The sequence below is a fragment of the Agrobacterium vitis genome (assembly GCF_013337045.2).
Lineage (GTDB): Bacteria > Pseudomonadota > Alphaproteobacteria > Rhizobiales > Rhizobiaceae > Allorhizobium > Allorhizobium vitis_B.
Genome location: NZ_CP118260.1, coordinates 289015 through 315556, shown reverse-complemented (window position 1 = coordinate 315556; position 26542 = coordinate 289015). Strand labels below are relative to the sequence as shown.

The 26542-nt window shown below is 56.6% G+C and carries 22 protein-coding genes; 9 read left to right on the top strand and 13 right to left on the bottom strand.

Annotation, left to right across the window (positions count from 1 at the left end):
• Positions 1 to 43: 43 nt before the first annotated feature.
• Positions 44 to 985, bottom strand: coding sequence for a sugar-binding transcriptional regulator (locus G6L01_RS19315; RefSeq protein WP_070165198.1), 942 nt, complete (start codon positions 983 to 985; stop codon positions 44 to 46).
• A gap of 275 nt (positions 986 to 1260) precedes the next feature.
• Between G6L01_RS19315 and G6L01_RS19310 the strand changes: the two genes are divergently transcribed.
• The 3 genes from G6L01_RS19310 to G6L01_RS19300 all read left to right on the top strand — a co-directional run bounded on the left by G6L01_RS19310 (position 1261) and on the right by G6L01_RS19300 (position 5501).
• Positions 1261 to 2175 carry a tagatose-bisphosphate aldolase gene (locus G6L01_RS19310; RefSeq protein ID WP_070165197.1) on the top strand — a complete coding sequence of 305 codons (915 nt, stop codon included), beginning with the start codon at positions 1261 to 1263 and terminating at the stop codon, positions 2173 to 2175.
• Between the two features lie 14 nt (positions 2176 to 2189).
• Complete coding sequence (locus G6L01_RS19305; RefSeq protein WP_070165196.1) at positions 2190 to 3656, top strand: ROK family protein; 1467 nt, start codon at positions 2190 to 2192, stop codon at positions 3654 to 3656.
• Positions 3657 to 4025: 369 nt separating this feature from the next.
• Complete coding sequence (locus G6L01_RS19300; RefSeq protein WP_234891881.1) at positions 4026 to 5501, top strand: aldehyde dehydrogenase family protein; 1476 nt, start codon at positions 4026 to 4028, stop codon at positions 5499 to 5501.
• Between the two features lie 96 nt (positions 5502 to 5597).
• On the opposite strand, the gene G6L01_RS19295 is transcribed toward G6L01_RS19300, so the two are convergent.
• The 5 genes from G6L01_RS19295 to G6L01_RS19275 form a co-directional block, all read right to left on the bottom strand.
• The gene (locus G6L01_RS19295) at positions 5598 to 6398 is read right to left on the bottom strand and encodes a phosphodiesterase (RefSeq protein WP_070168040.1); all 801 of its coding nucleotides are present in this window, start codon (positions 6396 to 6398) and stop codon (positions 5598 to 5600) included.
• 101 nt (positions 6399 to 6499) lie between these two features.
• Positions 6500 to 7795 carry an ABC transporter substrate-binding protein gene (locus G6L01_RS19290; protein ID WP_070168039.1) on the bottom strand — a complete coding sequence of 432 codons (1296 nt, stop codon included), beginning with the start codon at positions 7793 to 7795 and terminating at the stop codon, positions 6500 to 6502.
• A gap of 43 nt (positions 7796 to 7838) precedes the next feature.
• Positions 7839 to 8660 carry a carbohydrate ABC transporter permease gene (locus tag G6L01_RS19285; protein WP_070168038.1) on the bottom strand — a complete coding sequence of 274 codons (822 nt, stop codon included), beginning with the start codon at positions 8658 to 8660 and terminating at the stop codon, positions 7839 to 7841.
• Complete coding sequence (locus tag G6L01_RS19280) at positions 8660 to 9526, bottom strand: carbohydrate ABC transporter permease (protein WP_322192600.1); 867 nt, start codon at positions 9524 to 9526, stop codon at positions 8660 to 8662. The genes G6L01_RS19285 and G6L01_RS19280 overlap by 1 nt, the downstream gene beginning before the upstream one ends.
• A 56-nt stretch (positions 9527 to 9582) precedes the next feature.
• A complete protein-coding gene (locus tag G6L01_RS19275) occupies positions 9583 to 10743 on the bottom strand; it encodes an ABC transporter ATP-binding protein (protein WP_070168036.1) in 1161 nt (386 codons plus the stop codon).
• A 371-nt stretch (positions 10744 to 11114) separates the two neighbouring features.
• On the opposite strand from G6L01_RS19275, the gene G6L01_RS19270 reads away from it, so the two are divergent.
• The 6 genes from G6L01_RS19270 to G6L01_RS19245 all read left to right on the top strand — a co-directional run bounded on the left by G6L01_RS19270 (position 11115) and on the right by G6L01_RS19245 (position 19803).
• Positions 11115 to 12719 (top strand): inorganic phosphate transporter, encoded by a 1605-nt coding sequence (locus G6L01_RS19270; RefSeq protein ID WP_070168035.1) that lies wholly within the window; start codon positions 11115 to 11117, stop codon positions 12717 to 12719.
• 194 nt (positions 12720 to 12913) lie between these two features.
• Positions 12914 to 15070: a catalase gene (katE, locus tag G6L01_RS19265; RefSeq protein ID WP_070168034.1), complete on the top strand. Its 2157-nt coding sequence runs from the start codon at positions 12914 to 12916 to the stop codon at positions 15068 to 15070.
• A gap of 242 nt (positions 15071 to 15312) precedes the next feature.
• On the top strand, positions 15313 to 15513 hold the full coding sequence (locus G6L01_RS19260) for a hypothetical protein (RefSeq protein WP_139190104.1): 201 nt from the start codon (positions 15313 to 15315) through the stop codon (positions 15511 to 15513).
• Between the two features lie 109 nt (positions 15514 to 15622).
• Entirely contained in the window at positions 15623 to 15955 is a 333-nt protein-coding gene (locus G6L01_RS19255) for a hypothetical protein (RefSeq protein WP_234891883.1), read from the top strand.
• 119 nt (positions 15956 to 16074) lie between these two features.
• Complete coding sequence (locus G6L01_RS19250; RefSeq protein WP_070168032.1) at positions 16075 to 18354, top strand: glycosyltransferase family 4 protein; 2280 nt, start codon at positions 16075 to 16077, stop codon at positions 18352 to 18354.
• 135 nt (positions 18355 to 18489) lie between these two features.
• Entirely contained in the window at positions 18490 to 19803 is a 1314-nt protein-coding gene (locus tag G6L01_RS19245) for a glycoside hydrolase family 130 protein (protein ID WP_070168031.1), read from the top strand.
• 16 nt (positions 19804 to 19819) lie between these two features.
• Here G6L01_RS19245 and G6L01_RS19240 read toward each other — a convergent pair whose 3' ends face one another.
• The 7 genes from G6L01_RS19240 to G6L01_RS19210 form a co-directional block, all read right to left on the bottom strand.
• Entirely contained in the window at positions 19820 to 20950 is a 1131-nt protein-coding gene (locus G6L01_RS19240) for a PQQ-dependent sugar dehydrogenase (protein ID WP_070168029.1), read from the bottom strand.
• Positions 20951 to 21122: 172 nt separating this feature from the next.
• Positions 21123 to 21974 carry a fumarylacetoacetate hydrolase family protein gene (locus G6L01_RS19235; RefSeq protein ID WP_070168028.1) on the bottom strand — a complete coding sequence of 284 codons (852 nt, stop codon included), beginning with the start codon at positions 21972 to 21974 and terminating at the stop codon, positions 21123 to 21125.
• Between the two features lie 15 nt (positions 21975 to 21989).
• Entirely contained in the window at positions 21990 to 22880 is an 891-nt protein-coding gene (locus G6L01_RS19230; RefSeq protein ID WP_070168027.1) for an acetoacetate decarboxylase family protein, read from the bottom strand.
• Between the two features lie 215 nt (positions 22881 to 23095).
• On the bottom strand, positions 23096 to 23995 hold the full coding sequence (locus G6L01_RS19225) for a VOC family protein (RefSeq protein ID WP_070168025.1): 900 nt from the start codon (positions 23993 to 23995) through the stop codon (positions 23096 to 23098).
• 12 nt (positions 23996 to 24007) lie between these two features.
• A complete protein-coding gene (gene gstA / locus G6L01_RS19220; RefSeq protein WP_070168054.1) occupies positions 24008 to 24598 on the bottom strand; it encodes a glutathione transferase GstA in 591 nt (196 codons plus the stop codon).
• 72 nt (positions 24599 to 24670) lie between these two features.
• Entirely contained in the window at positions 24671 to 25090 is a 420-nt protein-coding gene (locus tag G6L01_RS19215) for a nuclear transport factor 2 family protein (protein WP_060717227.1), read from the bottom strand.
• 62 nt (positions 25091 to 25152) lie between these two features.
• Positions 25153 to 26484: a carbohydrate porin gene (locus G6L01_RS19210; protein WP_234892369.1), complete on the bottom strand. Its 1332-nt coding sequence runs from the start codon at positions 26482 to 26484 to the stop codon at positions 25153 to 25155.
• Positions 26485 to 26542 lie beyond the last annotated feature (58 nt).

Below are 26542 nucleotides of genomic sequence, written 5' to 3'. Positions count from 1 at the left end.
CACGCGGTTTTCATCTTGCCGTCAAGAAATTTTTTTCAGAAACTTATTTCTTTTTCGCTTTCGTCTGTTTTTCCGAAGTCTGGGAAGGCGTATCCTGTTGGAGAAGATTGAGAATTGCGATGCAGGTATTGGCGTCGGTAACCAGGGAATTGATCATTCCGGAACGGACCGCTCCAATGATTCCAGCTGCCTTTTCGACTGTTGCGGCCACACCGATGGAGAGTTTGGCTTTGCAAAGCTGCTGGCTGGATGCTGCAATCATTCGCTCTTCCCCATCCCAGGATAAAAGCCTGCCGTTGATATCGACATAGTGCCTGATGACGTCACCAACCGCGCCTCCAATGGCGCGCTCATTCACTGTCGCGGCACTCGCCTCAGGCGGATTGATAGCATGCGGCAGCCCTATACCGACAATCGCGCAATCCAAGCGATCCCAAAGTTTCGTTGTTTCCTGCACGAATGCATCGGCAAGAAAGGCATCCTTCAATTCGGCGGAGGAAAGATAAGGCGCGTGCAGGAAATGGGCGCTGCCACCCAGTTGATCAGCGGCCTGGCGGACGAATTCGCTAATCTGGAAATGCGGCGCTGATTGCTGGAGACCGCCGTTCAACGCGACGGCAACAATGCCCGGGATACGCGGCAAGCCAGCGGCAATAACCTCACGTATGGCACGACCCCAACCGATGCCGATGACCGACCCTGCGGCCAGGCCTTCTTCCTTGAGCAAATCGCCCAACGGCTTTGCCAGCGCACCCAGAACACCTGTCGATGGGGTATCGATCACCGCCGCCCTCTTCAGGGACAGCGCCTCGATCAATTCCTGGGTCAGACCGGCGGGCGAGACAAGGTCAAGCACCTCGATCTTGACGATCCCAAGCACCCTGGCCCGTTGAAGCAAACGGGAGACGGTCGCGGTCGAGATTCCAAGCTTGCGCGCGATCTCAACCTGAGACATCTCCGCTTCGTAATGCAGCTTTGCGACCATATGCAATGTCGCCCGGGACGCCGTATCCTGTGAAGTTTGCGGAAGCAGCTTGCAATTCCTTTCTGAAATGTGTTACACGAAGCGGGAAGGCTACACTGAAACGGCTCCGGACTCAATGCAATACGGCGCCCTTCCCTGTGACTTCCCAGGCCCTATGACGTCCAAGGCCCTGCGACTTTCAAGGCATCATCAAATCACCTGACGCAGGAGAGCCCGCGCATGGCTAAAGCTTTGCGCTGTTCGCTTTTGCCTGCAATTTCTTTCGGAGTGGACACATGACGGCAATGACGACGGCAGAACGACGCGGATACCATCAAATTTGCGACGGTAGCGGATCCATGATGGTTATTGCATGCGACCAGCGCGGCGGTATGCGATCCATTCTTGCCGCGACCCCGGAAGAACAGGCAAAAATCGACAATGATATTCTGGGAGAAACCAAGGCTGACATTGCGCGCTATCTCGCCTCTCATGCCGGCTGCGTGCTCGTTGACCCCATCTGCGCCGTACCCGGGCTGATCGACAACGACATCCTTCCAAGGGATACGGCCCTTCTGATCGGCATCGATGCCTCCGGATGGGACACGTCGCCAGAAGGCTATCGCATTTCCAAGATGGTGGAAGGTGTCGATGCGCGGCGCGTTCGCGCCCTTGGGGCCACCGGCGGCAAGGTCATGGTCTATCTGCGGATGGATACCCCGGCGGCCAATGTTGCAAACCTTGAAACCCTGAAGAGGACCATAGAGGATTTCGCCCGCGAGGACTTTCTTCTGGTCGTGGAATTCCTGACCTACCAGCTTGAAGGCGAAAGCCGTGAAGCCTATCAGGCCAAGATTCCGCAACTTATTGTCGAAGGCTCACGCGCCTGCCTGGAGCTGGGGTCCAAAGTTCTGAAAATTCCTTATCCCGGCTCCGAAAAAGCCTGCGCCGAGGTCACGAAGGTTGCCGGCGATGTGCCTTGGGCCGTGCTTTCGGCTGGCGTCGATCATGAAACCTTTCTTCACCAGGTCGAGGCCGCCATGAAGAACGGCGCCTCCGGCGTCATCGCTGGCCGCTCCCTTTGGAAAGACTGCATCGACCTTGACCGAAATGTCTCACAACAGAAGCTTTCGACAATTGCCGTGTCTCGATTGCATGATATTCAAGACATTATCGGGCGCTACCGCAACAAGCAGAGAGTTGCGGCGTAAGATCGGCGGATGTCATGTCTCTTCAATTGTTCTCTATCGGCATCGATGTCGGCGGAACCAACATGCGTGCGGCACAGATTTCGCCAAAAGGCGAAATCATCCGTAAGACGTCGGTTACAGGCAGCCGCGACCCCTCCAAGGCCGTTACTCTTATAAAGAGCCTGATCCACGGGATGGACGGTGCGCACGCCGCGGCGATTGGAATAGGAATACCCGGCCGCGTCGATGGCTGGACGGGAAAGATCATATCGGGCGGATTTCTGAACCTATCCGGCTGTGATCTCCAGTCTGAGATGTCAGCGACATCAGCTCGTCCGGTAACCGTTGCAAATGATTGCAGCATGGCCCTGATTGGCGAGGCCCGCGTGGGCGCGGCGCGGGGAATGAACAGTTCGGTCATGCTGACCATCGGAACCGGGATTGGCGGTGCCGTCATGGAAAATGGCCGGATCGTCAATGGCAGACGATGCGCTGGCCAATTGGGCCATCTTGTCGTCAATCTCCATGGTCAACCATGTCCATGCGGTCAACGCGGCTGCATTGAAACGGAATCCTCAGGAACCGCCTTGCAACGCCATCTCCGCGAGGCAGGCTACGCACCTGAAACGCGATTTGAAGCCATCCTGGCGCTTGCGCAAGCAGGAGATGAGGCTGCCTTGCAGGTGATGACGGCATGGGCCGCGCCCCTGAAGTCAGCCATTAACACGCTCTCCGCCGCCTTCGACCCGGACGTGGTTCTGCTTGGTGGAGGCATGGGCAAGGCAGCCTTAGCTGCCCTCAGTTTTCTGCCTCGCAGCGAGACCTGGTATGAAGCGGATATTCGGGGAGCACGCCTCGACGACGATGCCGGTGTCATCGGCTGCGGGCTGGCGGCCTTCGATCTCATCAACGCTGGCCATCATGGCAAATCTGCCCCTGACAAGAGACTGGTCATGGTAAACGGCGTACCCGCCTCCGGCAAAAGCGCGATCGCCCATAAAATCGCCGGTGAAACCGGCTGGCAGGTATTGAGCCTGGATGAGATCAAGAACCCTTTCCTGGAATTGATGGACAATGTGGACCGCCCCTTCAATCGCCTCCTGGGACGCGCGAGCTACAAGTCGATTTTCTCCATCATCCGCGCTGCCGCTCCGGGAACCACCTTCATCGTTGATGCCTGGTTTGGATTTCAGCCAGCAGATGTTCTGCAACAGCATATCGCCATGGCCGGCATCACGCAGATCGTTGAACTCTGGTGCCACGCCCCCGCCGAGACGATAGGCGAGCGCTATAGATCAAGGCTTGAAAATCGCCTTCCCGGTCATCCCGGCGCATCCTATATCCCGGAACTTATCGAACTTGCGCAGCGTGCGAAACCCATCGGGCTTGGCCCGGCTTTGAATATCGACACGACGCAACCAAAGGACGTAAAAACTATTCTGGATTGGGTGGAGAATGCCTTTGAAAACACGGAGGAACTATCCAGAACCGATTTCCTCTAGTGTCTGTCAGGTTCAGATTGAACCAGACAGACACTAGATTTTCTTGTTTTCGCTTGTCTTTTCGGGAAAACCGGTTTCCACTTTTCCCTGACAAACTCTAAGAAACGGATAAAGCGGCCAGGCTATGAGCCTTTAAAAAGCGAGAGCATAAAAGACAACGGACTGAGCGCTTTATAAAATCATTTATTGATACAATAAAAATTATGAATTACCATTTTTATCATAAATCAATAATTCGTATTGATTGACTGAGGCTTTCGCCGTATTCTTCCCGCCGCAAAGAGATAGACCGCCTTCGTTTACCGCCATCCTATGCTGGCGGCATTGGCGTGGCGAAGGCGCGTAAAACCGGCAAGAGGAGGAGACGTCTTGCAACAGAATATTGGTCAGTCCGCATTCCAACCACAGGCCTATGAAGGGTTTTCCGGACAGTATATTGCCGGTCGCTGGGTGGAAGGCACCGAGGGAAACACCGCCATCGATCGTAATCCTTACGATGATACGGTTGTGGCGGAAATCGCCCAGGCAAGTCTTGGTGACCTCGATCGTGCATTCGGTGCAGCCAAGGCTGCCCAAACCGAATGGGCGCGGGTATTGCCGAGCGAGCGCGCAGCGGTGTTCCTGAGAGCGGTCTCGATTCTTGACGCCCGCAAGGAAGAAATCATTAGCTGGATTATCCGTGAATCCGGCAGTACGCGCATCAAAGCTGGCATAGAATGGGGCGCGGTGCGCGCTGGCATGCTGGAAGCCTTCACCTTGCCCGCTGCCGCCCAGGGACATATCATTCCAGTCGACAAGCCAGGCAAGGAAGCCCGGGTTTACAAAAAGCCCGTCGGCGTCGTCGGCGTCATCAGCCCGTGGAATTTTCCGCTGCATCTGTCGAACCGTTCTGTGGCGCCAGCGCTTGCGCTTGGAAATGCCGTGGTTTTGAAACCATCGAACGACACGCCGGTCACAGGCGGCCTTCTGTTGGCCAAGATCTATGAGGAAGCTGGCCTGCCCGCAGGCTTGCTCAATGTCGTGGTCGGTAGCTCGAGCGTCATCGGCGACGCTTTCTCGCGTCATCCGGTTCCTCGCGTCCTCACCTTCACCGGCTCCACACCTGTCGGACGCCATATCGCCCAGGTGGCGGGTGAATCCTCCCTGCTCAAGCGTGTAGGCCTTGAGCTTGGCGGCAATGCACCGCTGGTGGTTCTCGATGATGCCGACCTGGAAAAGGCCGTGGGAGCAGCCCTGATCGGCCGCTTCATGCATCAAGGCCAAATCTGCATGAGCACGAACCGCATCATCGTTGATGCCTCGATTTATGACAACTTCGTCGAGGCGTTTACTGCTGCAGTAAAGACGATCAAATTCGGAAACCCGAACGAGCCGGATACCTTGATCGGCCCGCTCTGCAACGACAGCCAGCTGCGCAGCGTCACCGCAAGTATTGCGCGGGCGCGCGACAGCGGCTTCCGCGAATGCGTATCCGGCCCAATCGAGGGACGGGTGGTTGCACCGCATGTCTTCGCCGACGTAACCAATGATTCCGACTTCGCCCGCAATGAGATCTTTGGCCCGGTCGCACCGATCATCCGCGCTCAAGATGAAGCCCAGGCCTTGGCTTTCGCCAATGACACCGAATTCGGCCTTTCCAGCGCCGTTTTCACCCGCGATGCGGCCCGTGGATTGGCCTTTGCCCAGCAGATTGAGGCTGGAATGTCCCATATCAACGACATCACCATCCATGACTATCCGCATGTGATGTTTGGTGGAGAGAAAAACTCCGGTCTTGGGCGCTTTAACGGCAAATGGGCCGTTGAAGAGTTCACCACGGATCATTTCATCTCGGTACAGCGATAATACGATAACGAAAACCGCACCGCTGGAGACAGCGGTGCGGTTTCATCTGCTTGTTCCAATGCGAACCACAAAGCCATCCAATTCACTGGGATGTCTTCATGGCCCTTCGCAAATGGACGCTTGCCCGAAGATAGCCTCCCCCACTTCGGCGCCATAGGCACGCAGTCCGTGATCATCAAGGCAAATGATCCGATAGCAGGGATTGCCACCGGTCCAGAGCGGGTCGGGCGCATCGAGATCGGTGATGAAGCGGTGCGCGCAAGCCTGACCGGAACTATAGCTGATGCCTTCAGCGCTTGTGCCGGCAAGCGGCACATGGATATGACCGAACACAATATGACGGATACCTGGCCGATGGGTGCTAAGGCGGCGCATCAGCGCGCCATCGTCATGCAGGCCGATGTTTTCGAAATGCCTGATACCGCAATCCATCGGTGGATGATGGATGAAAACTGTGACGGGCAAATCGCCAGCGCTTTCCAAGGTAGTATCGAGCCATGCAAGGCGGTCGGCACCGTACATGCCGCCGATGACACCCGCTTCATGACTGTCCAGAAACAGCAGCCGTCCGAATTCCGTATCCGCAAAGGATTGGATGTAACCATTGCTATCACATGGCTGGGCTGGAAAAGCCGCCTGGAATTCCGGCCTGCGATCATGGTTGCCAAGCATCAGGCGGATGTCGAAGGGTACCGGCGCCAGAATTTCGCGTAGAAGTTCGTAGGCCTCGGGATCGCCGTGATTGCAGAGATCACCGGTCATCACCAGAAGATCTGCATCGGCATGCTTTTCAACAATGTCACCCACCGCCGCACGCAGCTGCTTTTCAGGGTCGACGCCGTTGACGATGATGCCCGGTGGCATGAGATGGGTATCGGTGATCTGGATGATCTTCATTATCCGTCTTTCTGGAAAATGGCCGCGGAGAAAATTCCCCGCAGCTTTGCCGTTCTTCAAAAGGACGATGCACAAGCATCGTCGATTCCCTGAACGATTGGTTATTTCAACAATGCGTTGGTCTGGTCGACCATCTGCTTTAGGCCAACCTCCGGCGTCACTTCACCGCGCATTACCGTGCCGATAATGTCGCGCTGCGTGCGCCAGACGCGAACGGAATCCCCACCTGGATAACCGGCCCACGGCAAGGACCGGTCTGCCTGGAGCGAGGCGGTCTTTACATTCGGATGCTCGGCATAATAAGGCGCGAGATAGTCCGAACCGGTTGCAAGCTTGTTGGTCGGCAGATAGCCGGTGATCCGCACGATGGTGTTCTGGGCCTCAGGACCGGTGATCCATTTCAGGTATTTCCAGGCGGCGTCCTGCTTGGCCTTGTCCTGCGTCAGGATCACGGCTGAGTTGCCGCCCGTCGGCACGCCACCTTTTTCCGGGTTGTCCAGCGGGAAGGTTGCCGTCTTCAGCTTGAAACGGTCGCCCACCAGTCCCTCGATCGTCTGGACATGAGCCGGTGTCGAGAAGATGAAACCGGTGAGACCGGCACCGAATTGCTGACGGGACTGGTCCCAGTCGAGCAGGGTCTGACCACCCTCGGTCACGAACTGGCGAATCATTTTCAGAGCATTGAGGCCAATCTCGTTGTCAAAAGCCACAGTCTTGGTCTTTTCATTGACCAATGTGCCGCCCTGCTCGAGAATCAATGCCTGCCAAAGCCAATCATCCGGCCAACCATTGATGTCGTAGCTCATGCCGGAGATTTTCGGATCGAGCCCGTGGATCTTCTTGGCCAGCGCGATCAGTTCGGGAAAGGTTTTCGGCATATTGTCCGGATCGCCGCCAGCCTTCTTCACCAGGTCAGCATTGATATAGATGATTGGCGAAGAGGCATTGACGGGCAGGCCGTATTGCTTACCATCAATCTGGCCGAGGGCCGCCATTTTCGGGTTGTAATTTTTGTCGAGGAAGGCCTGGCCGCCTTCCGCCGCGATAAACGGCGCCAGATCGGTGATCTGGTTGCGGGGCGCCAGTGTGTGAACGAGTTCGGCGGTCAGGTTGAAGCCTGAGAAATAAACATCGGGTAGATTGCCGGTCACGGCGGCGCGCAGAACCTGCTGCTGACCCTCGTTATAGCCTGGAGCGGGCGCCAGAAAATTGATCTTTACATTGGGATTGTTCTTCATGAACGCATCGGCCAGCGGCTGATGGAATTTTGTGAAGCCTGGCAGATTGTAAAGCACGTTGAGCGTGACTTCGTCAGCAGCCAGCACGGGCGTGGAAAGCGCGGCAGCAGCCAGGCCGAAAGCCAGACCGCTCACCACGGTGCGTCGGTTCATTTTCATTGTCGTCTCCGAAAAGGTTGGGAGGAGGAGCATGTGAACGACGTCACTTGACGCCGGTCATGGTGATACCCGCGATGAAGTGCCGCCGTGCCAGGAGGAAGCACAGCACCATCGGCGCGGTAATTAGTGTTGCGCCAGCCATAAGCGCACCGTAATTCGCACCGGATTCGACATCCGCGAACAACAGCATGCCCAGAGGCGGCGGAGCCAGATTGGTGTCGGAAATCACGATCATCGGCCAATAGAGATCATTCCAATGGGCAACCAGCGAAAAGACTGCAAACGCCGCAAGCGACGGCAGTGAGCCTCGCAAGACCAGGCCCCAGCAGATTTCCATCTCGGAAAAACCATCCATCCGTGCCGCCTCGATGATTTCATCGGGATAGCTGCGGAAAGATTGGTGAAACAGGAAGATTGCAAAAACCGACAGGAAGAAGGGCGCCATCATGGCGAAATAGGTGTTGAGGAGTTGTGCCTTCGCCAGTCCGACAAAGAGAGGCAAGGCCAGTGCCTGGATCGGCACGCAGAGCGCGGCAATCACCAGCGTCAACAACAGTTTTCGCCCTGGGAAGCGAAGTTTTGCCAAGGCATAGGCTGCGGGAACCGCGGTCAGGACCTGGACGAACAGGATGCCAAAACAGACGATGACGCCATTCAGCATGAAGCGTGCCATCGGCACCTGACTGGCAGCCCTTGCGTAGTTTTCCAGACCCTCGAATTTTTCCGGGATCGGCCAGAGGGAAACATTGAATATTTCCGATGGCGAACGGATCGAAGTCAAAACCATCCAGTAGAACGGCAAGAGCATGACGAAAGCGCCAGCAGCCAAAACGACGTGCGGAAGATAGGTACGAAGCCGGATCATTAATAATGTACCTTCCGGTCCATATGCAGTGTCTGGCCAATCGACAGGATCAGGACGATGGCGAGGAAGAGCAGCGTCAAAGCTGCGGCGTAACCGGTATTCGAATATTCGAACCCTTCGAGATAGAGATCGAACAGCAGGGTTTCCGACCCCGAACGGCCCTTGGTCAGCACCGCGACGGTTTCGAACACCTTGAAAGCCGAGATCGAGGTTGTGACAACCACGAACAAGGTGGTCGGTCCCAGCATGGGCCAGGTGACGGTGAAAAACCGGTCGATGGCATTTTTGGCACCGTCCAGCCGAACGGCCTCGTGCAAATCCTTGGGAATGGCCGTCAGCCCGGCAAGGAACAACACCATGTTGAAGCCAAGAACCTGCCAGATGCCAATCCATGCCATGGTTGGAATGAGCAGCATCGGATTGGACAGGAAGGCGACGGGCTCGAAGCCCAGCCATTTGATTGCCGCATTCACCGGCCCGAGTGAGGGGTGCAGCAGGAATTGCCAGACCGTCGCCATCGCCACGAGCGTCGCGGTAACCGGAAGGAAATAGGCGACTTCCCAGAAGGCCCGGCTGCGCTTGCGATTATGAACCAGAAGCGCCACGCCGAGCGCCAGGAACACGCCAAAGGGAATGACGATCACGGCGTAGATCGCCGTGTTGATCACCGCACGCGTGAAGACGGGATCGTGAAAGGCCTTGATGAAATTTCCGAGCCCGACAAAGTGAATGGTGAGAGCACCGAGCTGATAATCCGTCACCGAAAAAGCGGCCAGCACCAGCATCGGAATGATATAGATCGCCAGAAGCAGCAGACCGGCCGGAGCGGCAAACAACAGGCCACGGCGGACCATCCTGCGCTCCATTGTCCGACGGATCGCAACAGGTCTGGCTGTTAGCACAGTGGAGGACGAGACGGCGCTCATGCCGCCACCCGTTCACGAATAGAAACGGCGCAGCGCGTGCCATCTGCGCCAAACAGATGAGCGCGCTCAGCTGTAAAGCCAATGGTCATCAGACCATGTGCATCAGCACCGATAGCTTCTCTCGCGCCTTGCCGCATCGTCACCACGACCGTTTCATCATCGACAAGACGGCAGGTTACGAACCGGTCGGCGCCATGGGTCTCGCTGCGCTGGACGCGCACGGCAAAGCCGTTGCCGCCCGCCCTCAGATCTTGGGTCCGCAGGTCTTCGGGCCGAAGGCCTAGCGTTGCCGGTCCGCTATCCTGTTCGGTTGCCCTCAGGTCGAGGTCCTTTCCGAAAGCGGTAACCTGCCCCTGCACGCCGATCATGACAGGCAGAAGATTGATCGAGGGGGTGCCGATGAAACGCGCCACCGTCAATGTCGCTGGCCGGTGGTACAGTTCATCGGGTGTCCCCAATTGCTCGATCCGGCCTTCATGCATCAGCGCGACACGGTCCGACATGGTCATGGCCTCGATCTGATCATGGGTGACATAGATGAAGGTCGCGCCAAGGCGGCGATGCAGGCCGGCAAGCTCTTCGCGCATATGGGCGCGAAGCTTGGCGTCGAGATTGGAAAGTGGCTCATCCATCAGGAAGGCGGCAGGCGAGCGCACCAGCGCCCGCGCCAGCGCCACACGCTGCCGCTGGCCGCCTGAGAGCTGGGCAGGCCTGCGATCCAGAAGATGCGAAATCTGCAATGTCTCCGCAGCCTCTTCAACGCTGCGCTTGATGTCTTTCACAATCTCGGAAGGCGCAACCAGACGCCCGATCAAAGGCAATCGACCCGCAAGCGACAAGCGCCGCATCCGCAGCGGCGTGGCAATGTTCTGCCGCACAGTCATGTGGGGATAGAGCGCATAGGACTGGAACACCATCGCCAAGTTGCGGTCGCTCGGATCCATGTCGGTCACATCCGAATTGTCGATCAGAACCTGGCCGCGATCGGGCCGCTCCAATCCAGCGATGATCCGCAACAGGGTCGACTTGCCGCAGCCGGACATGCCAACAAGCGACAGGAACTCGCCAGGACGGACATCGAGATCGATATTCTTCAGAATATCATCAGATGCGAAGCTTTTTCCAATTCCAGCCAGTTTTAGAGAATGTTGCATCATTATGCGCTCCTTCGACGGAGCGTGTAATGGGGCGGCATTATGACAGCCAAACAACGGATCTGCGAAGGTTTAGTGAAAGGTCACGGCGCAATGACAATAAATATACTTATTGCTCACTCACTCTTTGAAACAGAAGAAACAAGCCGCCTGTATGACTTCGGGCAACCACAAATTAAATAATCGCTTAAATTGCATCCATCTCAACTACTCAAATTTCCGGAAAGGTTTTTGCTTACCTAGCGCCTGGCATAAATGCGCTTTCGCAGTGACCTCTTTCATTAAAGAGAAAGCCTGTGGCGAGGTGGGTGTCATGAAAGGTTCACTCAAAGCCGCCAAAACTCCTTAACAAATATCAAATGTGAGGACCTTGAATGGCTGAATTAGCGCCTTCGAATTCGCCGCTCGGCAGCGCGGGCCATCCCCTTGATCGGGCGCATGGATCGGGCAAGTGGTTCATGCCGGTGTTCGGCGTGGTCCTGTTGGTCGGACTAGGCTATATCGGCTACGCACTTGGCCAGGATCTGACCAGCACCGTCGCGGTTCCCTGGATATTTTTGGGGCTTGCGCTGCTGATCGCGCTCGGGTTTGAGTTCGTCAACGGCTTCCACGATACGGCAAATGCCGTCGCCACCGTGATCTACACCCGCTCGATGCCCGCTGAATTCGCGGTCATGTGGTCGGGATTCTTCAATTTTCTCGGCGTTCTGACATCGAGCGGCGCTGTCGCCTTCGGAATTCTTTCCCTTCTTCCGGTGGAACTGATCCTTCAGGTTGGCTCAGGCTCCGGCCTTGCCATGGTGTTTGCCCTGTTGATCGCTGCCATCGTCTGGAACCTCGGCACCTGGTATCTGGGCCTGCCCTCCTCCAGTTCACACACCCTGGTCGGCTCGATTATCGGTGTCGGTCTCGCCAATCAGTTTCTGGCACCGGCGGGTTCGGCCACCAGCGGCGTCGACTGGTCGCAAGCGACCAATATTGGCCTGTCCCTGTTGATCTCACCGCTGATCGGCTTTGGCTTTTCCGCCATCCTGCTGTTGGCCATGAAACTGTTCGTGAAGAACAAGGCGCTCTACCAGGAGCCGAAAACCAATCAGCCGCCGCCGCTCTGGATCCGTGGCCTGCTGATCTTCACCTGTACTGGTGTCAGTTTTGCACATGGATCGAACGACGGTCAGAAAGGCATGGGCCTGATCATGCTGATCTTGATCGGCCTGGTGCCGACCGCCTTCGCCCTCAACCGCACACCGGATGTGAATTATCTCGAAGCATATAAATCTTCCTCGGCACAGGTCGAGACCGCGCTCGGCAAATATATCAAGCCGGGTGTGTCGGTTGCAGATGCAAAAGCCGCCGTCGCGGATGCCGTCAAGACCAAGACCTGGAGCGACACCACGACATTCGCCCTCCAGCAATATATCCACGCGACAAGCGCGGAAGTCGCCGCTTTTCCAACCCTGGAAGCAGTCCCGAGCCATCTGGTGCAAAATATCAGAAACGATATCTATCTGATCGGTGAGGCCTTGAAGCTGATCGACAAGCAGAAGCTGCTGCCGATGGAGGCAGGCGATCTTGCTGCCGTCAGCGCCTATCACAAGGCGGTCGACAATGCGACGAAGTTCATTCCGACCTGGGTGAAGGTTGCTGTGGCCCTGGCGCTTGGCCTGGGAACGATGATCGGCTGGCGGCGCATCGTTGTCACTGTCGGCGAAAAGATCGGCAAGACCCATCTCACCTATGGCCAGGGTGCAGCCGCTGAAATCGTCGCCATGGTGACGATCGGGGCCGCCGACCATTTTGGCCTGCCTGTTTCGACAACCCATGTCCTGTCATCAGGTGTGGCTGGCACCATGACCGCCAACGGCTCGGGCCTGCAATGGTCCACGGTGCGCAATATGCTGATGGCCTGGGTCTTGACACTCCCTGCCTCGATTGCCATCGCCTTTGTGCTTTACGTGGTCCTGCGCCAAGTGTTCTGAAGCCACCCAAACAGACAGAGCCTTGGCGCCTTTGGCCGCCTGTTTCGCGAAAACCAGGGAGCATTTCTGATGGTGACGGGATGCGACGCGGCAGATGTCCGGGTCGCATTGTGACCGGTTGCGCGCGAAAACAATGGAACCAATAGCTGCGTATTCAGTTCGCTTTTGTACCTCAACAAAATCGCGGAGAGAATATGCCAAAGCAACGGTCCCAAACCACAGGCAAGAATGCGGCTGCAATCTCGAATGAGGCCACCATCCACGATCAGAAACTTGTGCGCGGCAAGGGTGGCGAGCTTCACCAGATCGCCGAAGGCGATGCGATTTTGACCACAGCACAAGGCGGACCTGTCGCAGACGATCAGAACTCCCTTCGCATCGGTGATCGCGGCCCGCTTGTCGTTGACGACTTCCATTTCAGAGAAAAGATTTTCCATTTCGACCATGAGCGCATTCCAGAGCGCGTTGTTCATGCCCGCGGCTACGGTGCTCACGGTTTCTTCGAAACCTACGAGTCCCTGGCGGACTATACGCGCGCCGACGTGTTCCAGCGGCCCGGTGAAAAAACCCCTGTTTTCGTTCGGTTTTCGACGGTAGCGGGAAACAAGGGCTCAGCCGACCTTGCCCGCGACGTACGCGGCTTTGCGGTGAAGATGTACACGAAGGAAGGCAACTGGGATCTGGTTGGCAACAACATCCCGGTGTTTTTCATTCAGGATGCCATCAAGTTTCCCGATCTTATCCACGCCGCCAAACAGGAGCCGGACCGGGCCTTTCCCCAGGCGCAGACCGCCCATGACAATTTCTGGGATTTCATCTCTCTGACGCCCGAAAGCATGAACATGATCATGTGGACCATGTCGGATCGGACAATCCCAAGATCATTGCGTTTCATGGAAGGTTTCGGCGTCCATACGTTCCGCTTCATCAATGCCAATGACGAATCCACCTTCGTCAAGTTTCACTGGAAACCGAAGCTTGGTCTTCAGTCAGTGGCCTGGAATGAAGCGGTCAAAATCAATGGCGCCGATCCGGACTTCCATCGACGCGATCTGTGGCATTCAATCAAGTCTGGAAACTTTCCCGAATGGGAACTTCAGGTCCAGCTGTTCGACCAGGAATTTGCCGACAGCTTTGATTTCGACGTGCTTGATCCGACAAAAATCATCCCGGAAGAAATCCTGCCTCCGAAGGCAATCGGTCGTCTGGTGCTGGATCGGATGCCGGATAATTTCTTTGCAGAGACCGAGCAAGTGGCATTCATGACCCAGAATGTTCCGCCGGGGATCGATTTCAGCAACGACCCTTTGTTGCAAGGCCGCAACTTCTCCTATCTCGACACCCAACTGAAACGTCTGGGCGGACCGAACTTCACGCATTTGCCAATCAATGCACCAAAGTGTCCCTTCGCGAATTTCCAGCAGGATGGCCATATGGCGATGCGCAATCCGGTCGGTCGGGCGAATTATCAGCCCAACTCTCTCGGCGAGGGACCGCGAGAATCGCAAACACGCGGCTATCGTCATTTCCCTGCCGAGGAACAGGGTGCAAAGGTTCGCCTGCGCCCGGAAAGCTTTGCCGATCACTATAGTCAGGCCAGGCAATTCTATATCAGCCAGACGCCTCCGGAACAGCGCCACATTGCAGCCGCTCTCACGTTCGAGCTGAGCAAAGTGGAAATGCCAGTTATCCGGGAACGGATGGTGGCGCATCTGATGAATATCGATGAAACGCTCGCCAATACCGTGGCAGAAAAACTGGGCTTCAAAACCATGCCCAAGCCGGCTGATGCGGCTGTGCCGACACGCGACGACCTTGAGCCGTCCCCTGCACTCAGCATCATCAAGCGCGGCCCCAAGCGCTTCGAAGGCCGCAAACTGGGTGTGTTGATCACCGATGGCGTCGACGTGAAACTTCTCAAGGCGCTGACTGGCGCTGTCACGGCAGCAAAAGCCGAATTCGAGTTGATTGCCCCGAAGGTTGGCGGCGTGACCGGTTCCGACGGCACCTGGATCGAAGCGCATCATATGATCGATGGCGGGCCATCCGTCCTGTTTGACGCCGTAGCGATTCTGGTTTCAGATGCAGGCATGACAGATCTTGTGAAGGAAGCAACGGCACGGGATTTCGTTGCCGACGCCTTCCAGCACTGCAAGTTCATCGGTTATACCCAAAGCGCCATGCCCCTTTTGGAGAAGGCTGGCATAACCGAAGATCTCGATGAAGGCACCATTGGTCTTCCCGGAGAAGATGGTCTTGCCGATTTCATCGAAAAACTGGGCAAACTGCGCGTCTGGGCGCGGGAGCCCTCGGTAAAACTCGGAAAAGCATCCGTGCCTCTGGACGATTGATCGGCAAAATCCCCATCTCCGTTCCAAAAAATGAGCGTAACCGCTGACGTCAGCGGTTACGCCAAGCGAGACCGGGTAGACTGTCTTGGAAACACGTGATTGAGGGAGGTGCCACGAGATAAATCACAATCGCGCCTTGCAATCTGGACGCAAAACCCCATTTCTATCTCGATGTCAGCCATTGTAAGGGCGCTGTCATTTTCTGGGCGGCACGCACCCTGGCCCCAATAAAGGAGGACAACATGTCTTCCGACACTCCTTTCAAGCCAATCGACCCATTCAAGCCAATTGGCAACGTGCACCTCGGCCTTGCACCAACGGCATCACACAGCGCTTGCCTGGGATATCTCACGACAAAACGGGGCCTGCGCCAAAACGTCACTCGTTTTATGATGGCTCCATTTGCGCAAGGCATTCGTTTTGTCGCTCATGATGGACATTGATAAAACAGTTTCAGTCTCGTTACGGAACGGCTGAATTCCAGCTCCCTGATTGCAGCTCACCGTCGATAGATGCGGCGCCTCCATTTTTTTAAATTGCGCGACACGGTTCATGCCGTGCCGAACCCGCCGTGCCAGCCTGATGATCCTGCCGTGGCCGTCCAAGGAAGCCAGATTGATGTTTACCAGAACCACAAGTCGCATCGTGCATTTCGAATGTCCGTTCACCCTTCCCGGCCTTGAGGGTACGCAGCCCGCCGGTGACTATCAGGTCAAGGATGATGAGGAGCAGATTACCGGTATTTCCTGGCTCGCCTACCGGCGGGTGGCAACCCTGATCGAAATTGCCAAGGGGACGACAACCAGCCTTGTCGCCATCGACAATTTGGATCTGGACGCAGCCATGGAAAAGGATCGGACAACATACCTCGCCGCAACTGGATAGCTGCGCCAGGTTCAAGAGGAACCAGAAAGACATTCACTGTTCAAACCATCGCAGGCTCCCGGTCCAGGGACGAGCCGGCAGTCAACCCACCGGCGACGGCGTTCTGAAGGGAACCTCTGATGATCAAGACCAAGCGTATCGCATTTATTGGCAATTCGCTTCCAAGGCAGTGCGGGATCGCAACGTTCACCACCGACCTCAGCCACGCCATGTCCAATCCGTCAGAGGGGATCGAGACCAGCATCATCGCGATGACCGATGACAAACTGAACTACGCCTATCCGGCCAATGTGGTGTTTGACATCCGCGATGGCGAAATCGAGGACTATGTGACCGCGGCCCGTATCCTGAACAACGGGGATTACCGGGCCGTCTCCTTGCAGCACGAGTTCGGTATCTTCGGTGGCCCGGATGGCGAGTTCATTCTCACCCTGCTGTCACATCTGCGAATTCCCGTCATCACCACGTTTCACACCATCCTTGCCGAACCGACACCGTCCCAGAAACGGGTGCTGCAACAGGTCGCCGCAGCATCGAGCCGCGTGGTGGTCATGGCAGACAAGGGACGCGAGTTTCTCGAAAATGTCTATGGCGTGGCCCCCGGCAAAATTGATGTCATACCCCACGGCATTCCCGACAAAGCCTTCCACGACCCGGAGCTTGCCAAAGGCAAGATGGGCTATAGCGGGCGGCAGATCATTCTGACCTTTGGACTTCTTTCCCCCAACAAGGGTATCGAAGTGGTCATCGATGCCATGCCAGCCATTTTGAAGGTACAGCCCGACGCGCTGTATATCGTCCTTGGAGCGACGCATCCCACGCTGCTGCGCCGGGAGAAGGAAGCGTATCGCGACAGCCTGCGCATCCGTGCCGAACAACTCGGCGTCGAACGATCCGTCGTGTTTCTCAACCAATTCGTCGATGTGCCGACCCTTCTGGACTTCATCGCCATGTGCGATGTGTATGTGACGCCCTATCGTGATGAGGCGCAAATGACGTCGGGAACGCTCGCCTACAGTTTCGGCATGGGCAGCGCGGTGGTATCGACCCCTTACTGGCATGCCCGTGAGCTTCTTGCCGACCACCGAGGCATCCTCGTCCCGTTCAGCGATGCGCAGGCGACAGGTGAGGCGATTGCCCGATTGCTTGATAACGACCAGGCGCGTCAGGCGATGCGCCAGGCCGCCTATGAGACGGGCCGCTCGATGATCTGGCCGCAGATCGCGTCGCTCTATCTGAAAAGTATCGAGACAGCGCGCGCGGCCTACCGGCCCCGCCTGATCCGCGACCTCATAACGCAAAGCATGACCCGCCCGCAGCAAGGCGCGAGTTTGAAACTCGGCCATTTCAATGCCATGTGCGATGATACCGGCATCTTCCAACATGCGGTGTTCTCCGTGCCGGACCGTGCGCATGGCTACTGCGTGGATGACAATGCCCGCGCGCTGATCCTTGCCTGCCATCTGGCGGGTGCCGGAGAAACAGGCATCCGTGATAGCAGAACCGCCTCTTTCGCCAGCTTCATCCAGCATGCCTGGAATCCCGACCTGAAACAATTTCGCAACTTCATGAGCTTTGACCGCCGGTGGCTGGAAGACAAGGGCTCTGAAGACAGCCATGGCCGAACGCTCTGGGCGCTCGGCGTCTGTGCCACATCCGACAGCGACCGCCCGCGCCGCCACTGGGCAGCGGCCCTGTTTGCCAAGGCGGCCCCTGTGGTCGAGCATTTCCATTCGCCACGGGCCTGGGCTTTCACCCTGATCGGGCTTGATGCCTATTGCAGCGTCACGCCAGAGGATGACACGGCAGCAGATCTGCGCACAGTGCTTGCAGAGCGCCTGATGAAGCTTGAACGCAAGGTATCAACAGCAGACCGTCATTGGTTTGAAGACGGGCTTTCCTATGAAAACGCCCGAATTCCGCAGGCACTGATTTCCACGGGCATGGCGACCGGCTCTGACGAACTCATGGATACCGGCCTCAGAACGCTGCGCTGGCTGATGCAGCAGCAGACGGCTTCCGGTGGCCAGTTCCGGCCGGTCGGCACTGATGGATTTTTCGATGTGGGCGAAGCGCCCAAGCTCTTCGACCAGCAGCCGGTAGAAGCAACAGCGACAATTTCCGCCTGCCTTGCCGCCTATGATGCTACCCGCGACAAGACATGGCTGGACGCCGCCACACGCACATTTTCCTGGTTTACCGGCAGCAACGATCACGGTCTCTCCCTTGTCGATCCGGAAACCGGCAGTTGCCGGGACGGATTGCATCCAGATCGGGCCAACGAAAACCGGGGAGCGGAATCCGTGCTCTGCTACTTAATCTCCTGCTTTGAAGTTGGCCGGGCAGCCCGCCTGACGCAGACCGCACCGAAGCTGGCAGAGCTACAACAGCTTTCTTAGAGTCTGTCAGGTTCAAATTGAACCAGACAGACTCTCGTTTTTTGTTTTCGTTTGTCTTTTCGGGAAAACCGGTGACCACTTTTCCCTGACAAACTCTAAGCCCTCGTCCAGCGCCCAATCAAAAAAGGATCAGCCTTGCCCCATTCAAGCCTCCTCAATCGGCAGGCCCTCTATCTCCGGCCTGATCCCACCCGTGTCATCGTCCGGCCCTTCAAGCCCTCGACGGAACCACGTCACCTGAACCCGCGCGATAAAAACCGGGCGAATGAAATTGTCGACCGTGTCTTGTCTCTCGATCCGACTGGCACGACGAACCAGCTGCGTGACATTCTCGACAATTTCGAAGGCCGGCATCGCAACCTGCTGCGCCAGTTCGAATTGCGTGCCGATGCGATGGAGGATGCTTTCTCCCAGCATCAAAGCTTCAGTCAGCAGCAAAGACAATTGGTTGGCGCGTATTTCATGAACGAATATTCGTTTGAATCCGCAGCTCTCTTCAATCCAAGCATCATTGCGCATCCCGACCAGACCGGTATGGCGCAAGGGTGCTGCCGGGTGATCATCAGCCTGCGAGCCGTTGGAGAAGGACATATTTCCTCCCTGACCTTCCGAACGGGCATGATCGATGCCGAAGGAGCGGTCACCATCGACCCGCCAGTCCGGCTTGCAGGCCTGCCGCACATCCATGCCAGTGATGGCCTGTCACCGGCAGGCTGCATCGGCATCAGCTTCGACAGTGAAAGCGATCTCAGCGAGCGCGTGATCTTTCCGGTGACAGAAGCCCAATCGAACGGGATAGAGGACGCCCGGTTCGTGGCTTTCGATGACGATGGCAAGACCGTCTATTTCGCCACCTACACGGCCTATAGTGGCTCATCGATCCGCTCTGAGCTTCTGGAAACCCAGGATTTCCTGAGTTTCACGCTGACGCCGCTGCGGGGTCCGGCAGCCCGCAACAAGGGCATGGCGCTTTTTCCACGGCGCATCAACGGGCGCTTTGCGATGATTGCCCGTCAGGACAGCGAAAACCTTTTCCTGCTGTATTCAGACGATCTCCATCACTGGGATGAGGGACAGGTTTTGATGAAGCCGGAATTTGCCTGGCAGTTTGTTCAGATCGGCAATTGCGGATCGCCTGTCGAGATCGATGAGGGATGGTTGCTTTTTACCCATGGGGTCGGCCCGATGCGCCGTTATTCGATTGGCGTCACCCTTCTCGACAAGCAGGACCCAAGCATCATCCTGGCGCGCACGGTCGAGCCTCTGTTGCAACCGGAACCAACCGAGCGTGAAGGCTATGTACCCAATGTCGTCTATTCCTGCGGCGCCATGCGCCACGGTGACCTCATCGCCCTGCCCTATGCCGTGTCGGACACCTATTCAAACTTCAGCACCGTGCAGATCAGCGCGCTGTTGAGCTCAATGCACCCCGCCGGGCAGACGGGGTGACGATCACCAACAAGTCTCACCTTTTGACGGGCGTCAGACGCAACAGACGCCCCTCACTATCGTCTTCAATAACCCACACCGCCCCATCAGGGGCAACCGCCACATCACGGATGCGCGCCTCCATATCGAAGCGATCCGCCTCATCTGCTCCACCTTGACCGTCGAATGTCACCCTGACCAAAGCCATGGAGGCAAGGCCGCCAATCAGTGCCGAGCCGCGCCATTGCGGGAACATCTGACCATCATAAATCGCAAGGCCAGCCGGAGCGATCACCGGGTTCCAGTAAAGAGCCGGGGCAATAAACTCCGGTCTGGTCGAGTGGCGCGGTATCCGCGTGCCGCTGTAATTGTCGCCATTTGACACCAGCGGCCAGCCATAATTGCCATTGGCTTTTATCAGATTGAGTTCGTCGCCACCCCGCGGCCCCATTTCATGCAGCCACAGTTTTCCATCAAGCCCGAAGGCAAGGCCATAGGGATTGCGATGACCGGTCGTGAAGGTTTGGGCTTTCACGCCGCCTTGATCCGCATGGGGATTATCCGCAGGCGTCGAGCCATCCAGATTGAGCCGCAGAAGTTTGCCCCGCGCCTGGTCGGGGTCCTGCGCCGTATCCGGGCGCATCCGGTCACCGACCGTCAAGTAAAGATGCGTGCCGTCTGGATCGAAAGCAATAATGCCGCCGGATTGCCCGCCACCGCCAGCTGGCGTCTGGCGCCAGATCACCTTCATGTCTTCAAGTGATGCGCTTGTAGCGGATGTGGCCAATTGCGCGCGCGACAGAACGAGACTGCTGCCGGACACTCCTGGCTCAGAATAGGTAAAATAGACCTCGCGGTTCTTTTCAAAACTCGGTGAAATGGCGATGTCGAGAAGACCGTTCTGACCTTCGGCGGCCACGGCAGGGACATTGGCAACCGGCGTTTTCCGTCCGTTTTGGAGGACGAGAAAGATTAGGCCCGGCTTTTCCGTCACCAGCATTCGCCCATCCGGCAGAAAGGCAATCGCCCATGGGGTGTCGAAGCGTGCGACCTCTTTAGCGGTGAAGGGCTTCGTCGAGGATGCAGGATGATTGCCCGCATTCATGCTTTGTGCGTGAGCGGATGTGATCACTGCCGCCCAGACGATCATCACAGATAGAAACTTCATGTCTCCTCCCTATGCCAAGGCGAAGATGCCACCGCATCCTCGCCTTGATGGCATTGCAACTATCTCAGATCCCGCAGAGGCCTGAGATAGTTACACAAGGAATACGAAGTGCCATCTTGAATGACTCTTCGTATAATGTAGGAGGCTGTGGCTGAGATTAAACCAGGCGGTTCTAGTTTTCAGCTATGCAGCGGTTTTCAATGCTCCCTAAGCCCTGCACTTCAACGCGGACGACGTCACCGGGCTTCAGAAATGTCTGGGTCGCAATTCCGACATTTGATGGTGTGCCTGTGATAATGACGTCGCCAGGCTCCAAGGTCATGACCGTCGATAAATAGGCGATCTGGTCATAGATGTCGTAAATCATATCGCCGGTCGATGAGCGCTGACGCTCCTCTCCATTCAACGACAAGGTCAAGGTGAGGTCATGCGGATCGGCAATTTCGTCATCCGTGGTGATCCAGGGGCCGATGGGGCCATGGGTATCGAATGATTTGCCCAATGTGTAGGTCGGCGAACGGAATTGCCAGTCGCGGGCGGTCACGTCGTTTGCAACAAGATAGCCGGCGATCACGCTCCGGGCATCTTCGCGGCTCACATGGCGGCAACGTTTGCCGATAACGAAACCCAGTTCGGCCTCATAATCCACCATCTTTGAAACACCGGGCACGACGACATCGCCGTAAGGTCCGTTTATGCAACTGACCTGTTTATTGAACCACAATTGGCTTTCCGGGGTCTTGATACCCGCAGCCGCAGCTTCGTCGGCATGAGCCTGATAATTCATGCCGATGGCCAGGAATTTTTGTGGGTCGGCGACCGGCGCTTCCAGCCGCACATCCGCAAGCAGATAAGACGGCTCGGTGGCCGCCTCCAGCGCTGGCCGCAATGTCGGATAGGCCTCCAACAGCAGGCGCATCGAATGGCCATACTCTGGAACAACGGCGGTCAGATCGACGATCCGCTGATTGTCGACCTTGCCCAGACGGGTAACGCCATCGATTGTGAATCTTGCCAATTTCATAAAAATATTCCCTGTCTAAGACGGTTCGACCGCACGCATTGAATTGACTGAAACCGCAATACCGGGACCGGAAAAGGCCACCATCTGCACTTTCGTGACCTCAAGAATGTCCAGATCGGCCATTCCATTGACGACATGGGCGCTGAGCGGCAATTGCTCGAATGTCGCCCGGTGCCAAGCCACGCTGCCTTTTGCCGTCCAGCGTTTGAAATCAAAGCCATCGAAATTGATATTGCTGACCCTGCCGCCAGTCTCGGGCGGTGCTGCTGCGGTGGTCACATAAGCAATATCGGCCCCCTCACGCCCGCCGGGACTGGTGCGTGGCACATATTTGTAATACATCGACGGACCATTATCCGCTCCGGGAAGTGCTGGTTCATTGCCAGCCTCGACCAGGTCGGTCAGCGAGATATCGAAGAATTTAAAGCCCATCCAGGAGGCAGAGCAGGCGGCGGTGCCTTGTGCCTTGTCGTGCTCGATTTCCGGAATATCGGCAAACATCTTGGGAAAGCCAAGCTCATCGCGCCCGGTCATGATGGCGTCAGGCGCACCTTCCCACAATACGGGGCAGAAGGTGCCTTCAAGCGTCTCTGTCTTGCCGCGATAGGTAACGGGAAAATCCACCACGACAATCCCGTAACCCCGACCCGCAAGCCAATAGAGATTCTTGAACCAGGCGCAGGACACCGTCACCAGGGGTTCGCCGCGCAGTTCCATGCCCGGCGGAAGCAGTGCCTCGAGCTTTTCGGGCAATGTTCTGTAGGTAACGGCCATCCACTCGGCGTTCATCCGGCCTGTCTCCTCTGCCGCCCACATGCCACCGCCGGGCTTTTGGCGGGGTCCAGGGGCTGGTCCGAAGGACAGTGGCATTCGATACCGGAACGCAGGATTTAATGTAAAACTCATTTTCTAACCTCTCCCAGCCAGCCAGGACGCCGACACGACCTTTAAATACCAAGTCTCAACGATGTTGACCACATCTAGAACCTGGGAAAAATTCGAATATCTCAAATTTATCAAAGCCTTGAGATATTCAAGAGCGGAATACGAACTACCATTTTCAGTAATACTTCGCATAAATCTCAGCCAGAAAGCGCCGAGACGGCCTTTCCTGACAAAATCTAGATGGTCGGATCGAAAGCGATGCCCGGCCGCAGGAACGACGGAGTGGGTGGCGTGCCCCAAAGGTTGAGCCAGCGTCCCGCCAATCCCTCCGAAATGTCCCAGCTACGCGGTTCATAGGTTGCATCATTGTCGATCCGATCGAGTTCGATGGAGTTCTCGACAAGGCATCCGTGTGGATCGGCATAATAGGTGAAGACATTGCCACCCGCACCGTGACGGCCCGGACCCCAGACCAGAGCGCGCTCCTTGCCGGCAAGATTGTCGGCGATCGTCTGAAGATCCTGAAGCGAATGCAAGTCGAAGGCATAGTGATGCAATCCGCTTTCGCCCGGCCCCATGGCAATGGTGTGATGGTAGCCGTCTTCGGCACGGTACCAGCGCAAGGCACCGTCTTCTGTCATGTCCGACAGCTTCAAACCGAGAACTTTGACGCAGAAATCCCCGTAGGCAGCGGTATCAGGTGCGAAGGAATTGATGTGCTCGATCCGGCGCGGACGGGCGCCCGGCGTCGAATAGCTGTATTGACGAGGCTGGTTGCGAGTGATCGGCGTATGGACTTCGAAAATCGTGCCGCCGGGCGCAACCAGACGAACGGCGCGGTCATAATGTTTGCCCAGAGGCCTGTCCGACAAGATCTCCAGCCCATCGGATTTTGCGCGGCGATAGACCTCGTCTACGGCATCCGCATTGACAGCCTCCAGCCCGCAGGCAACGGCCTTTCCGTCACCCTTGATATAGGTGACTTCGTGGTGGCGGTCGTTGCTGGAAAGATAGACGGTCTCGCCGTCGACTTCCGTGATCCGCAGGCCGACGACATCGCAAAGATCCTGTGCCGCGCCCAGGGGATCCGGCGAGGAGATGATCACGTGGCCCATTTGTCTGATAAGATAGGTCATGGCTTTCTCCACTTACTGTAGCGATTGGACGGATGGACGGCTCTCAATCCGCTTGAGATAGGCCTGGATGTTCGGCCAGGCGGCCAGATCAATGGCCTGCAGCTTTGCCCATCCGAGAATGACGAACGCATAGGCATCCGCGATCGAAAATGTTGCCCCGGCGAGATAGTCGCTTAGCCCCAGACGGCGATCAAGCGTGCCGAAAACCCGTGGCAACAAGGCCGTTTTGGTGATTTCGGCAAAGTCCGGAGGTGTGTTTGGCCGCATCAGGGGGGTAAAGGTCTTGTGCAATTCGGTTGCCACGTAATTGGTCCATTCCAGCACGCGGTAGCGGGCAAGATCGCCGGGCGGTGGCAAAAGGCCACTTTCCGGGGCCTGATCGGCCAGATATTGCAGGATGATCGCGCCTTCCGTCAGCACGTCGCCATCATCGAGTACAAGGGCCGGAACCTGGCCCTTCGGGTTCACCTGGAGATAGCTCGTTCCATCTGGAAGGATCTTCTCCCTGAGATTAACAGGAACGGAAGAGGCGGCGATCCCGGCCTCTTGCAGAACGATGCGAGATGCGGTGGAGCAGGTGCCGGGCGTATGGTAGAGTTGCATGCTGTAATCCTGATGAATGGTGATCGATGGTTGCCGGTATGCTGCCTGCGGTGACAGCATACCGCTGTGCCGTCAGGGCTGTTTTGGGGGCGCGATCTTGTTCACGCCGCTCCAATGCTCCGCCAGACGCTCGTCCCGAAGCCGATAGGCGTCAAAAACGAAATAGTCGTAGGTTTCGCCCGGCTTGTCGGGGTCAGGCTGCGGCAGATAGGCGGCGACCACGACCATATCGCCTTCCGCCACCATGAAAGCGGGAGGGATGCGCATCTCCGCCGGCTCCGGGACTGGTCCATTTGGAAATACCGATTGCACAAACCGTTCCAAGCCTTCGCGACCGGTCGGAATATGGCGGCTGTGCTGCTTATAATCCTCAGTGACGAAATCCTTGACGGCTGCCGGGTTCTGGCCATCGAACACCCGGCGGTAAAACTCCCGGACCAGATGCTTGTGGCGTTCAAGTTTCGCATGGTCATGGCTCTTCGTGTCGTGCATGACGTCGATCTCCTCTTGATAAAGTGATTGTGAAAGTGTCGCCGGTTCAGATCGAACCAGGCTCAGGGCCCCTTGCGGGGGGAAAGACCGAGGCTGCCGCCCAGGTCGAAAGCCAATGCCGCGTAAATGACGACACCGTTCTTTTCTCTTCCGGTTGAGTAATCAGCCAGAATGGAATTGTTGGGATTGATAATATAGGCGGCACCGAAATCGAGAATCCCGTTGCCGAAGAATCCTGTACTCGCATGCACGTCGACCATGAACGTGTCCTGCGGCTGTTTCTGATTGACGCCCGAGAAGAACCGCCGGGCATTCTGTTCATACTGCGCGCGCTCTTCACTCAAGCGGATATAGTGAACGGAGGCCCCAACTGTCGCGAGCGGATTTTGCTTCCAGAACCCGGAATATTCGACACCGGCATAGGCCTCCCATGGATAGGCTTGTCCATCGCCGAACGTATGGAAAAGACCACCATAGACAGCCAGGTTTTCAGGAATCGGGCCAGCGGATGGCGCACTCCACACGACTTTGCGAACCTGCCCGTAGACGCCGCTCGTTCCGCCGTCATGATTAACAATCCTGGTATTAGCTCCATATGTCGGATTACCCCAACCGCTATTGTAAAGCGCATCCTCGTAAGACGTGGAGCGGTGATAGGCACCGACCTCGTATTTCAGAGGATTGTCATTTTGCATGAAGGTTTCATCATGACTGATATTGGCAATGGCTATATAACCTTTTGAATCACCGGTTCCCCAATCCCATCCATCGCCATTCTGCCAATTGTCCGAATTGTCCTCGATGGCTCCAAATCCCAGCGTGGTTGTTTGATCGAGTCGATAGGCCAGTCTCCCACCCCAGACAGACAGTGCTTCGCCTGGCATGTTGAGGGTGATTGCCGGCGTTGAGGGGACGCAGCCAATGCCACCGCAAAACCCCTTTTTCATAAAATCGCGATTGAGACCCATCCGTCCTGCTTCAACGGTCAGCCGGTCATTAAAAAGGTCGCCCTCAATGGTTAAACGGGTCAGATCCGTATCCGAATTGACGATAGGGACGGGGAAAAAGGCATTCGAAAGATCAAACAGGTAATTGTCAACATTGTGAGTCGGGGCGTTGATGGTCTCGATCAGATTGACCCGAAGATCAGGTGTCAGATTGCCGGTAACGCCTAAAATGAACATCCCGTAATTGGCCGAGGAGCCACCTGCTGCCCCAAAAGAGGGGGCATTCTGATAGAAATCGACAAAATCGAGTTGAAGATCGATACCATTGTCATGAAGAGTTCTCCCCACGCTGGCCAAGGGGCCGGAATAGACCGGACCGGGCATGGCACCCTCGCCAGGTGGTGTGTCGCTCGACGGCAGTGCCGTATCGGCTGCTGCGGCAGGCATCAAGGATGCAAGCAGCAAAGGCACTGCCAGCAGATTTAAAGTTCGCATTGTCACCCTC

Bases quoted from the DNA above. Each gene is read 5' to 3' on its own strand.
- G6L01_RS19225 (WP_070168025.1), bottom strand. From the start codon at position 23,995: ATGACCTATCTTATCAGACAAATGGGCCACGTGATCATCTCCTCGCCG.
- G6L01_RS19255 (WP_234891883.1), top strand. From the start codon at position 15,623: ATGCCGTGCCGAACCCGCCGTGCCAGCCTGATGATCCTGCCGTGGCCG.
- G6L01_RS19240 (WP_070168029.1), bottom strand. From the start codon at position 20,950: ATGAAGTTTCTATCTGTGATGATCGTCTGGGCGGCAGTGATCACATCC.
- G6L01_RS19235 (WP_070168028.1), bottom strand. From the start codon at position 21,974: ATGAAATTGGCAAGATTCACAATCGATGGCGTTACCCGTCTGGGCAAG.
- gstA (WP_070168054.1), bottom strand. From the start codon at position 24,598: ATGCAACTCTACCATACGCCCGGCACCTGCTCCACCGCATCTCGCATC.
- G6L01_RS19210 (WP_234892369.1), bottom strand. From the start codon at position 26,484: ATGCCTGCCGCAGCAGCCGATACGGCACTGCCGTCGAGCGACACACCA.
- G6L01_RS19290 (WP_070168039.1), bottom strand. From the start codon at position 7,795: ATGAAAATGAACCGACGCACCGTGGTGAGCGGTCTGGCTTTCGGCCTG.
- G6L01_RS19275 (WP_070168036.1), bottom strand. From the start codon at position 10,743: ATGATGCAACATTCTCTAAAACTGGCTGGAATTGGAAAAAGCTTCGCA.
- G6L01_RS19260 (WP_139190104.1), top strand. From the start codon at position 15,313: ATGTCTTCCGACACTCCTTTCAAGCCAATCGACCCATTCAAGCCAATT.
- G6L01_RS19305 (WP_070165196.1), top strand. From the start codon at position 2,190: ATGTCTCTTCAATTGTTCTCTATCGGCATCGATGTCGGCGGAACCAAC.
- G6L01_RS19280 (WP_322192600.1), bottom strand. From the start codon at position 9,526: ATGGAGCGCAGGATGGTCCGCCGTGGCCTGTTGTTTGCCGCTCCGGCC.
- G6L01_RS19315 (WP_070165198.1), bottom strand. From the start codon at position 985: ATGGTCGCAAAGCTGCATTACGAAGCGGAGATGTCTCAGGTTGAGATC.
- G6L01_RS19310 (WP_070165197.1), top strand. From the start codon at position 1,261: ATGACGGCAATGACGACGGCAGAACGACGCGGATACCATCAAATTTGC.
- G6L01_RS19215 (WP_060717227.1), bottom strand. From the start codon at position 25,090: ATGCACGACACGAAGAGCCATGACCATGCGAAACTTGAACGCCACAAG.
- G6L01_RS19250 (WP_070168032.1), top strand. From the start codon at position 16,075: ATGATCAAGACCAAGCGTATCGCATTTATTGGCAATTCGCTTCCAAGG.
- G6L01_RS19285 (WP_070168038.1), bottom strand. From the start codon at position 8,660: ATGATCCGGCTTCGTACCTATCTTCCGCACGTCGTTTTGGCTGCTGGC.
- G6L01_RS19270 (WP_070168035.1), top strand. From the start codon at position 11,115: ATGGCTGAATTAGCGCCTTCGAATTCGCCGCTCGGCAGCGCGGGCCAT.
- G6L01_RS19230 (WP_070168027.1), bottom strand. From the start codon at position 22,880: ATGAGTTTTACATTAAATCCTGCGTTCCGGTATCGAATGCCACTGTCC.
- katE (WP_070168034.1), top strand. From the start codon at position 12,914: ATGCCAAAGCAACGGTCCCAAACCACAGGCAAGAATGCGGCTGCAATC.
- G6L01_RS19295 (WP_070168040.1), bottom strand. From the start codon at position 6,398: ATGAAGATCATCCAGATCACCGATACCCATCTCATGCCACCGGGCATC.